We start from the raw sequence: 13,513 nt of genomic DNA, 5'->3' as shown, positions 1-13,513 counted from the left end.
AAAGCTGGCTGGAGCGCGATCTTCCTGACGCCGATACTGTCATCGTCCCCTCAAACTGGCAGATGCACGGTTACGATGCGCCTATCTACACCAACGTGACCTATCCCATTGCGGTCAATCCGCCGTATGTTCCCACGGAGAATCCGACGGGTTGTTACTCGCTCACATTTAATGTTGATGAAAGCTGGCTACAGGAAGGCCAGACGCGAATTATTTTTGATGGTGTTAACTCGGCGTTTCATTTGTGGTGCAACGGGCGCTGGGTCGGTTACGGACAGGACAGTCGTTTGCCGTCTGAATTTGACCTGAGCGCATTTTTACACGCCGGAGAAAACCGCCTCGCGGTGATGGTGCTGCGCTGGAGTGACGGCAGTTATCTGGAAGATCAGGATATGTGGCGGATGAGCGGCATTTTCCGTGACGTCTCGTTGCTGCATAAACCGAGCACGCAAATCAGCGATTTCCATGTAGCCACTCACTTTAATGATGATTTCAGCCGCGCTGTACTGGAGGCAGACGTTCAGATGTACGGCGAGCTGCGCGATGAGCTGCGGGTGACGGTTTCTTTGTGGCAGGGTGAAACGCAGGTCGCCAGCGGCACCGCGCCTTTCGGCGGTGAAATTATCGATGAGCGTGGTGGTTATGCCGATCACGTCACCCTACGTCTGAACGTCGAAAACCCGAAACTGTGGAGCGCCGAAATCCCGAATCTCTATCGTGCGGTGGTTGAACTGCACACCGCCGACGGCACGCTGATTGAAGCAGAAGCCTGCGATGTCGGTTTCCGCGAGGTGCGGATTGAAAATGGTCTGCTGCTGCTGAACGGCAAGCCGTTGCTGATTCGCGGCGTTAACCGTCACGAGCATCATCCTCTGCATGGTCAGGTCATGGATGAGCAGACGATGGTGCAGGATATCCTGCTGATGAAGCAGAATAACTTTAACGCCGTGCGCTGTTCGCATTATCCGAACCATCCGCTGTGGTACACGCTGTGCGACCACTACGGCCTGTATGTGGTGGATGAAGCCAACATTGAAACCCACGGCATGGTGCCAATGAATCGTCTGACCGATGATCCGCGCTGGCTACCCGCGATGAGCGAACGCGTAACGCGAATGGTGCAGCGCGATCGTAATCACCCGAGTGTGATCATCTGGTCGCTGGGGAATGAATCAGGCCACGGCGCTAATCACGACGCACTCTATCGCTGGATCAAATCTGTCGATCCTTCCCGCCCGGTACAGTATGAAGGCGGCGGAGCCGACACCTTCGCAACCGATATTATTTGCCCGATGTACGCGCGCGTGGATGAAGACCAGCCCTTCCCGGCTGTGCCGAAATGGTCCATCAAAAAATGGCTTTCGTTGCCTGGAGAGACGCGCCCGCTGATCCTTTGCGAATACGCCCACGCGATGGGTAACAGTCTTGGCGGCTTCGCTAAATACTGGCAGGCGTTTCGTCAGTACCCCCGTTTACAGGGCGGCTTCGTCTGGGACTGGGTGGATCAGTCGCTGATTAAATATGATGAAAATGGCAATCCGTGGTCGGCTTACGGCGGTGATTTTGGCGATACGCCGAATGATCGCCAGTTCTGCATGAACGGTCTGGTCTTTGCCGACCGCACGCCGCATCCGGCGCTGACGGAAGCAAAACACCAGCAGCAGTTTTTCCAGTTCAGTTTATCCGGGCGAACCATCGAAGTGACCAGCGAATACCTGTTCCGTCATAGCGATAACGAGCTCCTGCACTGGATGGTGGCGCTGGATGGCAAGCCGCTGGCAAGCGGTGAAGTGCCTCTGGATGTCGCTCCACAAGGTAAACAGTTGATTGAACTGCCTGGACTACCGCAGCCGAAGAGCGCCGGACAACTCAGGCTAACGGTTCACGTAGTGCAACCGAACGCGACCACATGGTCAGCAGCCGGACACATCAGCGCCTGGCAGCAGTGGCGTCTGGCGGAAAACCTCAGCGTGACACTCCCCTCCGCGCCCCACGCCATCCCGCAACTGACCACCAGCGAAACGGATTTTTGCATCGAGCTGGATAATAAGCGTTGGCAATTTAACCGCCAGTCAGGCTTTCTTTCACAGATGTGGATTGGCGATAAAAAACAACTGCTGACGCCGCTGCGCGATCAGTTCACCCGCGCACCGCTGGATAACGACATTGGCGTAAGTGAAGCGACCCGCATTGACCCTAACGCCTGGGTCGAACGCTGGAAGGCGGCGGGCCATTACCAGGCCGAAGCAGCGTTGTTGCAGTGCACGGCAGATACGCTTGCCGACGCGGTGCTGATTACCACGGTCCACGCGTGGCAGCATCAGGGGAAAACCTTATTTATCAGCCGGAAAACCTACCGGATTGATGGAAGTGGTCAAATGGCGATTACCGTTGATGTTGAAGTGGCGAGCAATACGCCACATCCGGCGCGGATTGGCCTGACCTGCCAGCTGGCGCAGGTAGCAGAGCGGGTAAACTGGCTCGGATTAGGGCCGCAAGAAAACTATCCCGACCGCCTTACTGCGGCCTGTTTTGACCGCTGGGATCTGCCATTGTCAGACATGTATACCCCGTACGTCTTCCCGAGCGAAAACGGTCTGCGCTGCGGGACGCGCGAATTGAATTATGGCCCACACCAGTGGCGCGGCGACTTCCAGTTCAACATCAGCCGCTACAGTCAACAGCAACTGATGGAAACCAGCCATCGCCATCTGCTGCACGCGGAAGAAGGCACATGGCTGAATATCGACGGTTTCCATATGGGGATTGGTGGCGACGACTCCTGGAGCCCGTCAGTGTCGGCGGAATTCCACCTTAGCGCCGGTAGCTACCATTACCAGTTGCTCTGGTGTCAAAAATAATAATAACCGGGCAGGCCATGTCTGCCCGTATTTCGCGTAAGGAAATCCATTATGTACTATTTAAAAAACACAAACTTTTGGATGTTCGGTTTATTCTTTTTCTTTTACTTTTTTATCATGGGAGCCTACTTCCCGTTTTTCCCGATTTGGCTACATGACATCAACCATATCAGCAAAAGTGATACGGGTATTATTTTTGCCGCTATTTCTCTGTTCTCGCTATTATTCCAACCGCTGTTTGGTCTGCTTTCTGACAAACTCGGGCTGCGCAAATACCTGCTGTGGATTATTACCGGCATGTTAGTGATGTTTGCGCCGTTCTTTATTTTTATCTTCGGGCCACTGTTACAATACAACATTTTAGTAGGATCGATTGTTGGTGGTATTTATCTAGGCTTTTGTTTTAACGCCGGTGCGCCAGCAGTAGAGGCATTTATCGAGAAAGTCAGCCGTCGCAGTAATTTCGAATATGGTCGCGCGCGGATGTTTGGCTGTGTTGGCTGGGCGCTGTGTGCCTCGATTGTCGGCATCATGTTCACCATCAATAATCAGTTTGTTTTCTGGCTGGGTTCTGGCTGTGCATTCATCCTCGCCGTTTTACTCTTTTTCGCCAAAACGGATGCGCCCTCTTCTGCCACGGTTGCCAATGCGGTAGGTGCCAACCATTCGGCATTTAGCCTTAAGCTGGCGCTGGAACTGTTCAGACAGCCAAAACTGTGGTTTTTGTCACTGTATGTTATTGGCGTTTCCTGCACCTACGATGTTTTTGACCAACAGTTTGCTAATTTCTTTACTTCGTTCTTTGCTACCGGTGAACAGGGTACGCGGGTATTTGGCTACGTAACGACAATGGGCGAATTACTTAACGCCTCGATTATGTTTTTTGCGCCACTGATCATTAATCGCATCGGTGGGAAAAACGCCCTGCTGCTGGCTGGCACTATTATGTCAGTACGTATTATTGGCTCATCGTTCGCTACCTCAGCACTGGAAGTGGTTATTCTGAAAACGCTGCATATGTTTGAAGTACCGTTCCTGCTGGTGGGCTGCTTTAAATATATTACCAGCCAGTTTGAAGTGCGTTTTTCAGCGACGATTTATCTGGTCTGTTTCTGCTTCTTTAAGCAACTGGCGATGATTTTTATGTCTATTCTGGCGGGCAATATGTATGAAAGCATCGGTTTCCAGGGCGCTTACCTGGTGCTGGGTCTGGTGGCGCTGGGCTTCACCTTAATTTCCGTGTTCACGCTTAGCGGCCCCGGCCCACTTTCTCTGCTGCGTCGCCAGGTGAATGAAGTCGCTTAAGAAATTAATGTCGGATACGGCGCGAGCGCCTTATCCGACCAACTTATCAGGACGGAATGTTAAAAATGAACATGTCGATGACAGAAAAAATAAAAGCAGGCAAGCTATTTACCGATATGTGCGAAGGCTTACCTGAAAAAAGACTTCGTGGGAAAACATTAATGTATGAGTTCAATCACTCGCATCCATCAGAAGTTGAAAAAAGGGTAATGACTCCAACTTATTGATAGTGTTTTATGTTCAGATAATGCCCGATGACTTTGTCATGCAGCTCCACCGATTTTGAGAGCGACAGCGACTTCCGTCCCAGCCGTGCCAGGTGCTGCCTCAGATTCAGGTTATGCCGCTCAATTCGCTGCGTATATCGCTTGCTGATTACGTGCAGCTTTCCCTTCAGGCGGGATTCATACAGCGGCCAGCCATCCGTCATCCATATCACCACGTCAAAGGGTGACAGCAGGCTCATAAGACGCCCCAGCGTCGCCATAGTGCGTTCACCGAATACGTGCGCAAACCGTCTTCCGGAGCCTGTCATACGCGTAAAACAGCCAGCGCTGGCGCGATTTAGCCCCGACATAGCCCCACTGTTCGTCCATTTCCGCGCAGACGATGACGTCACTGCCCGGCTGTATGCGCGAGGTTACCGACTGCGGCCTGAGTTTTTAAGTGACGTAAAATCGTGTTGAGGCCAACGCCCATAATGCGGGCGGTTGCCCGGCATCCAACACCATTCATGGCCATATCAATGATTTTCTGGTGCGTACCGGGTTGAGAAGCGGTGTAAGTGAACTGCAGTTGCCATGTTTTACGGCAGTGAGAGCAGAGATAGCGCTGATGTCCGGCAGTGCTTTTGCCGTTACGCACCACCCCGTCAGTAGCTGAACAGGAGGGACAGCTGATAGAAACAGAAGCCACTGGAGCACCTCAAAAACACCATCATACACTAAATCAGTAAACCACTTCACATTAATGGCAGCAAACACCCGAACCGGCAGATGAGCTCCGTGTTGTTCTACGGCGCAAATAGGTAGTACGGCGACGATATTCGCCATATCCAGTTTACTGAATTCCCGCGTGGTGAGATCACGCCACTAGGGAGAAGACGGTTTAAGCATGTTTACCTCCGGTTTTGTCTAACAATAAAAGATACGGTACGTTGCATTTAGGGCATTTTAGACCGGCTCTATGTCCTGCTATGTGCTAACTTTTCCAGTTTAATGGCCTCTCGTCGAGTTGTGTGGCAACAGTGTTGCCACCGGCGGAAATCCGCCGGTTTGAATGCTTTTTTGTTCAGCAGGCGACGAGGTGCCCGTCGCCAAAATCGGTAAAGCGCTGCGGTACTCTCTGATAGCCGATGGGTTTGATCGGTTCTGGTCTTATCGGCATTGCGCTGGTGGCTCGGGGTTGCCGTCTTTGCTGAACGTCAGGTATAGGAACGGCGCTGAGCAAGTGCTGAGTATAAGGATGCTGCGGATGGTGCAACACTCGATCTCGTGGGCCGATCTCCACGAGCTGGCCGCCAAACATCACCGCTACCCGGTGGCAGATGCGCTCCACCACCGCCATATCATGGGAAATAAACAGATAGCTGAGCCGATAGCGCTGACGCAAATCTTCCAGCAGCGTCAGCACCTGCGCCTGTACTGAAACATCCAGCGCGGAAACCGATTCATCGGCGATGATCACTTTCGGGTTCAGCGCCAGCGCGCGGGCAATGCAAATGCGCTGGCGCTGGCCGCCGGAAAACTGGTGCGGATAACGCCGCATCGCTTCCGCTGGCAGGCCGACCTGCTGCAATAGCTGCGCCACCCGCTCCGTGCGCTGTACTGCGGGCATCTGCTCATGAATCAGCAGCGGCTCCCCAACCAGGTCGAAAATAGTTTTGCGCGGATTGAGCGCCGCCCAGGGATCCTGAAACACCATCTGCAAATCGCGGCGTACCGCTCTTAACGCCTCGTCCTTCAGGCCGTGCAGCTCCTGTCCGTTAAGCTGCGCGCTGCCGCTAAATGGCACCATATTCATCAGCGCTTTTGCCGTCGTCGATTTACCGCAGCCGCTTTCACCGACGATGCCCAACGTCTCGCCGGGGAAAAGATCGAAGCTGACGCCATCGACGGCATGGACTTCGCGACGCACGCGCAGGCCGTCGCCGCGCACCGGAAAGCGCACGCTGAGGTCGCGGACGCTGAGCAACGGTCGCGTCGCCTCGACCGGCGCCAGCGCGGGCGCCTGGCCCAGCACCGGTACCGCCTGCAACAGCTGGCGGGTATAAGCCGCCTGCGGCGAGGTAAACAGCGTTTTTGCCGGAGCCTGCTCCATGATTTTGCCGTGACTCATGACCAGCACATCATCGGCCATTTCTGCCACCACTCCCATATCGTGGGTGATCAACAGCAGGCTGGTGGAAAACGCCTGCTGCAGTTCGCGCATCAACTCGAGGATCTGCGCCTGAATAGTGACGTCGAGGGCCGTGGTCGGCTCATCGGCAATCAGCACCTGTGGCTGGCACAGCATTGCCATGGCGATCATCACCCGCTGGCGCATACCGCCGGAAAGCTCGTGCGGATACTGTTGCAGGCGCTTCTCCACATGACTGATTTTGACCGCGTCCAGCATCGTGCTGACCCGGCTGCGCCGTTCACGGCGGCCCAGCACTTCGTGGCGTTGCAGCGTCTCTTCCAGCTGCTGGCCCACCGTCATCAGCGGATTGAGCGAGGTCATCGGTTCCTGAAAAATCATGGCAACCGACTTGCCGCGCAGCAGCTGCATTTGCCGCTCCGGCAGGCTGAGCAAATCCTGGTTATCAAAAATAATCGCGCCGCCTGGAATCTGTGCCTCCTCCGGAAGCAAACCCATGATCGCCAGCGAAGTCAGCGATTTACCGCTGCCCGACTCGCCGGCAATGCACAGAGTTTTTCCCGGCCAGAGCGCAAAGCTGACGTCATCCACCACCCGCTGTGTACCAAACTGGATCGACAGGCGCTCGACCGAGAGCAGCGGCGCCGGAAATAGGACTGCTGACATAACGCTCCTAATTAAACACGCTGTTGGGAAAATAGAACGACACCACCCAGTTAGGCCGATCGACGATTTCGCTGATGCGCAGATCGCCGCACACGGAGCAGAGCATATAGGCCTCTTCCGCCGACATCCCTTGTTCGCGGCACAGCGCATCGATGGTATAGCTTACCGCGTCGCGGGCGGCGGTCATCAGGTCAGGGCCAATGCCGGTGAAGGCGCTGTAGCCGTGCCGATCCAGATGTTGGGTCACTGGGCCAGGGGTGGCGAAACGCGGCGTTTTCAGCGGCATATCTTTAACCACTTCCAGCTTCACCACCACGTCCATCGCGCTTTCAATCGCCGTGCCGCAGACTTCACCATCGCCCTGCGCGGCGTGGGTGTCACCAATAGAAAACAACGCGCCTTCTACTTCCACCGGTAGCCATAATGTGCAGCCAGCGGCCAGATCGCGAATATCCAGATTGCCGCCCACGCGGCGCGGCGGCACCACCGAATGATGGCCCGCGGCGGCGGGAGCGACGCCGAGGGTACCGGCGAAGGGTTTCAGCGGTACGCGGCCATATCGGCCAAAGGCGCAGGGGGTTAAGCCCTGGCGGTCATATTGCCACAGCGTCAGCGCCGGATCAGAAAACTGATCGGCCAGCAGGCCGAAGCCCGGGATATTCGCAGTCCAGCCAAAGCCGCTGGGACGAAAGGATTCCAGCGTCACCTTTAGCGCATCGCCCGGCTGAGCGCCTTCCACATAGACCGGGCCACTGACCGGGTTGAGCTTATCAAACGGCAGCGTTGGGATATCCGCTGCGGTAGAACCGGCGTTGAACCAGCCGTTAGCCGCATCCAGGCAGTGAAACTCCAGTTGGCTGCCGGAAGCTACGTGCAGGACCGGGCTCAGGCTGTTATCCCAGCCGAAATGATGTTGAGCATGATGAATGGTCTTCACCAGACAATTTTGGCACATCCTGACTCTCCTTTAAGCAGCGGCGCCGTCCCGGCGCCATCAAATTATTTCAGTCCGATATAGTCGTAGTTGACTGGTACATGCACTGGATCGACATACAGCGCGTCCTCGCCCCCCATGCGTGCGGAATGTACGGTGTAGCGCTTCTCGTTGAATACCGGCACCCAGGGCGCGTCATCCATTGCAGTGATGAAGATTTTGCGCCAGGCTTCAATGCGCGCGTCCTGCTGGTCGGGTTTCACCATGCTGTCCGCCGCGGCCGCCTGCGCGTCCAGCGCTTTGTTGCAGTAGCGCGCCCAGTTCCAGCCGCCCTCTACCGCCCCGGCGCAGCCGAGGATCGGGCCATAGAAGTTGGAGGGATCCGGGAAATCGGCGATCCACGCCATGCCGCCGGACCAGACCATCGGCGCTTGGCTGGCGGAGCCGCCCGCCGCAATCACATTCGCCTGCGCCAGGGATTTGATGCTGGCGTGGATGCCCACTTTGGCCAGATCCTGCTGGATAGACTGGGCGATACGCGGCTGCGGATCGGTATTCATCACGTACAGTTCGGTAGCAAAACCGTTGGGGAAACCCGCTTCGCTGAGCAGTTGCTTCGCTTTTGCCGGGTCGTAGCTGAAACCCTGATATGCCTTGTCATAACCGGGCATGGCGGGTGGCAGTGGCTGGTTGGCCGGCGCCGCGCGTCCATTAATGATGCGCATGATGCGATCTTTGTTGACCGCCATGTTCACCGCCTGGCGGACTTTGAGATTATCGAAAGGCGGCAGCGTGGTTTTCATCGTCACGTAGCCGGTCTGCAACTGGTCGCCGGTGACCATCAGGCCCTTATAGGCCGGGTTGTTTTTAAACGACAGAAACTGTGCGGGCGGTACGCCGTCGCCGGCAATATCCACTTCGCCTTTTTCCAGCCGCAGCAGAGCGACCGAGGGATCCTGTCCCATTTCGAACTTTATGTGATCCAGCCGCGGCACGCCGGCTTTAAAGTAGTTCGGGTTTTTGCGGAAGATCAGCTCCTGGCCCAGCTTCCACTCCTGGAGCTCAAACGCGCCGCTGCCGACCGGATGCTTGCCGAAGTCGGCGCCCCATTTCTCCACCTCCTCACGGGGAACCACCGAGGCAAAGTTCAGCGCCAGCACATGCAGGAAGGTGGCGTTGGGCTCTTTCAGAGTGATTTTTACCGTATGATCGTCGACGACCTCGATACCGCTCAGGGTCGTGCTTTTACCGCTGGCCTCCTCGTCATAGCCCGCGATGGGACTGAAGAACCCGGCGCCCGGACTTTGGGTTTTCGGGTTGACTGTGCGTTCCAGAGAATATTTCACGTCCGCCGCCGTGACCTCGCGGCCGTTGTGGAATTTCACCCCTTTGCGTAGCACAAAGGTGTAGACCTTGCCGTCCTCGGAAATGGCGTAGCTCTCCGCCAGGTCGTTCACCAACTCGGTGGTGCCGGGACGATAGTCCATCAGGCCGTCGAACAGGCTTTTGATCATCGACCAGTTTTGCCAGTCATAGCCAATGGCCGGATCGAGGGTCGCCACGTCGTTCTGGTAGGTCACCACGATATCGCCGCCGGTCTTCTCGTCAGCCTGCGCGCCATAAGAGAAACAGGCCGCGGCCACCGCCATTGTCAATAACGCATTTTTCATCATCTTCCCCTGCTACTTTTTGACATCAATGCGCGGATCGACCCACGGCAGCACCAGATCCGCAATAAGGTTGCCGCCAACAATGGCAACCGCTGACACGGTGGTTACCCCGACAATCACCGGGATATCCACCTGTTGAATCGCCTGCCAGGCCAGCTGACCGATACCCGGCCAGCCAAAGACCGATTCGACTACCACCAGTCCGCCCATAAAAATGCCGATATCAATGCCTATCATCGGAATTAGCGGCAGCACGGCATTCGGCAGCACGTGACGCAGCAGTACGCGGGTTCGGCCCAGCCCTTTGGCCCGCGCGGTACGGATAAAATCCTGATGCAGCACCTCAATCATCGACGAGCGCAACATGCGTGAATACCAGCCGCTGCCGAGCAGGCCGAGGGTTAGCGCCGGTAGCGCCAGATGGCTGAAGCCGCCATAGCCTCCCATCGGGAACCAGTTGAGTACCACGGCGAAAAGATAGAGAAAAAGCATCGCGGCGATGAACTGCGGCGCCGAAACACCGATAAAGGAGAGCGCCATCAGAAGCCGGTCCGCCAGCCCGCCGCGTTTTAACGCCGCCAGGGTGCCGAGGGCGATCCCCAGTACCAACTCGCAGAGAATACCCGCCGCCATCAGCTGCAGTGACGGCCCGATACGGGCGGAAACCAGTTCACTCACTTCGCTGCGCTGAATAAACGAGCGTCCCAGATCGCCGTGCAGCAGCCCCTGCAGATAACGCCAATATTGCTGATAAAACGGCAGATCCAACCCCAACTGATGGCGGATGTTTTCGACTACTTCCGGCGTGGCACTGCGCCCGGCGATTTGGCGCGCTGGATCGGCGGGCAACATAAACAGCAGCAAATAGCAGATCAACGTAACGCCAAGCAGGATCAGCCCGGCATGCAACAGACGTTTTCCCAGAAATAGCATTAGTTTCGTCCTTTTAAGCCGGGATCGAGGGCGTCGCGCAGGGCGTCACCAGCGATATTGAAAGAGAGCGACAGCAGCACAATCGCCGCGCCGGGAAAGAACACCAGCCAGGGAGCCGAAGTAAAATAGCTCTGGCTTTCAAAGATGATGTTGCCCCAACTCGGCGTTGGCGGCTGTACCCCCACCCCGAGGAACGATAGAGTAGCTTCCAGCAGGACTGTGGTGGAGATGCCTAGTGTGGCCCAGACCAGCACCGTTGGCGCCAGATGTGGAATTAAATGCACGCCGAGAATACGCAACGTTCCGGCCCCCAGGGTGCGTTCCACGGCGATAAAGTCGCGGGCGCTAAGCGCGCTAGTTTCGGCGTAGATAACCCTGGCGATCTGCACCCAGTTCACCATGGCGATCACCAGGGACACGATCCAGACACTTGGCTGGAAAATCGCCGCCAGGGCAATCGCCAGCAGCAGTGCGGGAAACGCCATCATCAGATCGGTAAAGCGCATCAGCAGCCCTCCGATACGCCCCTGCAGATAACCTGCGCTAAGCCCTACCAGGACGCCGATCAGTACTGCAGTGCCGTTGGCGACAACACCGATGAGTAACGAAGTACGAGCTCCGTAAATTAAACGCGAGAAGAGATCGCGTCCCAGCAGATCGGTTCCCAGCCAGTAAGTGCTGTTGGGAGAAAGCGGTGCGCCTTCCAGGCTCAGTCCCTCGACAAACTGTTCATCGGGATCGAAGGGGGTGAGCCAGGGGGCAAACAGCGCGCTCATCACCACCAGGAGAATAAACAGCAGCGAGAGCAGCAGGGCTGGCCGGCGCAGAAAATATCCGACTCTATTCATTGTGCTCCCCGCTTGCCGGACGACATTCGTAGCAGCCACTTCTGCGCCACCTGTGCCACCGACTGGTTCGTACACATTGATTCCGAGCGCAGGCGAACCCATGCCTGTTGTTCATCAATACTTTCCGCTTGCATCTGGGCCGCCAGAGCTTGGGTAATCTGCGGCATTGCTGCCAGACGCTGGCGCAGTAGCATCTGTTGCTGTTGAATGTCATGCAACTGCTGACGCAGCCCCACTGCCATCATCAGGGTGGTATAGATGGCTCGCTGTGTAATAGGCTTGGTAAGGAGCGCTGTTGCCCCTAACTCCAGCGCGCGCTGTACCTGGTAAAGTCCCTCATGTGAGGTCAGCGCGATCACCGGTATTCCCGCCAGGTTGATCTGGCTCAGGGTTATCGGGCTGGCGAATGCCTCCAGTTCCACCAGTACTGCACAGGGGGTGAGAGGAGGTAAAGCCTCATCTCCGGTCAGGTGATGCCAGCGGATACCCATCCGCGTCAGGTTTTTTTCCAGCGCTTCGCGACTCCTTGCTTCACAGTCTACCAGCAGGAGCGGCTGAGCATCTAAATCCGGGGACAGCAGCGTTTTCATTTAACAATCCTCAGAGCAGGTCTGGCTGCAACCGTTCGGCTTTCACGTAGCTCGGTCGCGGAGAGATAGGGATCGGGCATAACCGGCAGCGGTTCGCGATGCAGTATCTGAAAGCAAGTTTGTTGCAACTCAGCGATGTAGCAGGGCAAACAGGCGTGGTTGTTTCGAGCCATTACTGAGCGAGCGCCCGGAGAATCAACGTCGTGCTGACGATGCAGTGCCGCCAGCACCGCACCCGGCTCGCTGTTTCCGGCCTCGCGCAGGCTATTGGCAAACAGCCTTACTGCCCGCCAGCCGCCGATATAGTAGTGGGAGATGCGCTGTGCGCCATGTTGCAGGTGCTGCCGCGCACAAAAATCGAGATCGACGCTCTCAAAAAACGGTCCGCAGGAAAGCAAACGTACCGCCCTTAGTGGCGCGACTTCGGCGACTTCGGCTTCGGTAAAATTACAGCTGAGCACCGCTAACGTCCGCCGATCGCGAAGACAGGCCTCGTCCAGTGCGCGCAGAAACGCATAAGAGGTTTCGCCTACCAGGTTATTGAGCACAAAATCTACCTCTGTGCTGAGAATCGCCTCAATCAACTCGGTCACGTTGCTGTTTCTCAGGTGCAGATATTTTTCGCCCACCACCGTACCGCCGGAACCTTCCACTACCTCACGGGCGATACGATTGCTTTCCCAGCCCCAGACGTAGTTAGAGCCGATCAGCCAGGAGCGATTTCCGAACATATCCAGCGCCAGCCGCAGGAGTGGCAGCAGAGTCTGGTTCGGACAACCGCCCAGATATACGACCTGCTCGCAGCTCTCGAACCCCTCGTAAGGACAGCCATACCACAGCAGCAGGTTATGCTGCTCCAGGTCCGGGATAATCTCCTTCCGACTGGCAGAGGTAATGGTTCCGAAGATATGGCGGATGCCGTGAGCGATAAAGGTGCTCACCGCTTCACTGTAGGCTGCGAGTTCACCCGCAGGGTTGATATGTCGGGCCCGCAGCTGAAAAGGATAAGCAGGATCGGCATTGATTTCCTCTAAGGCATGGCGCGCACCAAGCAGTGTGCTGTTCGCCAGGTGGCTGTAGGTACCTTCTGTGGAAAGCAAAATTCCAATATCAATAGTTTGCACGTATGTTTGCTCTCTGCATTAATAAAAAAGCCTGATTGTCCTTATTAGGGCAATCAGGCTTCATTACCTGTCGATATTTAATGGATTCAAGGCTTAAGGGTTGCCCCTGCTTGCATATACCCGACATGAAAAATTCATGCCATTTTTAAAGCACAGTTAAATCAATGGATTATTTTTTTTTGGAGACACTTTTGCACCAATGGGATGCGGCTTGCTCAGTTATG

The 13,513-nt window shown here is 56.0% G+C and carries 9 protein-coding genes and 2 pseudogenes; 3 read left to right on the top strand and 8 right to left on the bottom strand.

From position 1 onward, the window contains the following. The 3 genes and pseudogenes from lacZ to F8562_RS25815 form a co-directional block, all read left to right on the top strand. Window positions 1-2,861: beta-galactosidase (gene lacZ / locus F8562_RS25825; RefSeq protein ID WP_151891953.1), on the top strand; the 2,861-nt coding region annotated here is incomplete at its 5' end. Window positions 2,862-2,912: 51 nt separating this feature from the next. Continuing rightward, window positions 2,913-4,166 carry a lactose permease gene (lacY, locus tag F8562_RS25820; protein WP_003846917.1) on the top strand — a complete coding sequence of 418 codons (1,254 nt, stop codon included), beginning with the start codon at window positions 2,913-2,915 and terminating at the stop codon, window positions 4,164-4,166. A 65-nt stretch (window positions 4,167-4,231) separates the two neighbouring features. After that, a pseudogene (locus tag F8562_RS25815) lies at window positions 4,232-4,372 on the top strand (maltose acetyltransferase domain-containing protein); the annotation flags it as partial. A gap of 14 nt (window positions 4,373-4,386) precedes the next feature. Here the strand turns inward: F8562_RS25815 and F8562_RS25810 are convergent. From F8562_RS25810 to F8562_RS25770, 8 genes and pseudogenes are all read right to left on the bottom strand, one after another. After that, window positions 4,387-5,081: pseudogene (locus tag F8562_RS25810) on the bottom strand (IS1-like element IS1A family transposase). 375 nt (window positions 5,082-5,456) lie between these two features. Beyond that, complete coding sequence (locus tag F8562_RS25800) at window positions 5,457-7,190, bottom strand: ABC transporter ATP-binding protein (protein ID WP_004118832.1); 1,734 nt, start codon at window positions 7,188-7,190, stop codon at window positions 5,457-5,459. A gap of 7 nt (window positions 7,191-7,197) precedes the next feature. Further along, the gene (locus F8562_RS25795) at window positions 7,198-8,145 is read right to left on the bottom strand and encodes an acetamidase/formamidase family protein (RefSeq protein WP_004118225.1); all 948 of its coding nucleotides are present in this window, start codon (window positions 8,143-8,145) and stop codon (window positions 7,198-7,200) included. Window positions 8,146-8,189: 44 nt separating this feature from the next. Continuing rightward, entirely contained in the window at window positions 8,190-9,794 is a 1,605-nt protein-coding gene (locus F8562_RS25790) for an ABC transporter substrate-binding protein (RefSeq protein WP_024196104.1), read from the bottom strand. Window positions 9,795-9,806: 12 nt separating this feature from the next. Beyond that, the gene (locus tag F8562_RS25785) at window positions 9,807-10,727 is read right to left on the bottom strand and encodes an ABC transporter permease (protein WP_004118227.1); all 921 of its coding nucleotides are present in this window, start codon (window positions 10,725-10,727) and stop codon (window positions 9,807-9,809) included. Next, a complete protein-coding gene (locus F8562_RS25780) occupies window positions 10,727-11,575 on the bottom strand; it encodes an ABC transporter permease (RefSeq protein WP_004118228.1) in 849 nt (282 codons plus the stop codon). The genes F8562_RS25785 and F8562_RS25780 overlap by 1 nt, the downstream gene beginning before the upstream one ends. Continuing rightward, complete coding sequence (locus tag F8562_RS25775; RefSeq protein WP_080528061.1) at window positions 11,572-12,165, bottom strand: ANTAR domain-containing response regulator; 594 nt, start codon at window positions 12,163-12,165, stop codon at window positions 11,572-11,574. The genes F8562_RS25780 and F8562_RS25775 overlap by 4 nt, the downstream gene beginning before the upstream one ends. After that, window positions 12,162-13,289: a transporter substrate-binding protein gene (locus F8562_RS25770; RefSeq protein ID WP_004118840.1), complete on the bottom strand. Its 1,128-nt coding sequence runs from the start codon at window positions 13,287-13,289 to the stop codon at window positions 12,162-12,164. Before F8562_RS25770 ends, F8562_RS25775 begins: the two co-directional genes overlap by 4 nt. Window positions 13,290-13,513: the final 224 nt, after the last annotated feature.

It is taken from the genome of Klebsiella sp. RCJ4 (genome assembly GCF_009025755.1).
Classification (GTDB): domain Bacteria; phylum Pseudomonadota; class Gammaproteobacteria; order Enterobacterales; family Enterobacteriaceae; genus Klebsiella; species Klebsiella michiganensis.
The sequence above is the reverse complement of the archived record's forward strand: the minus strand, read 5'-3'. Positions and strand labels throughout refer to the sequence as shown.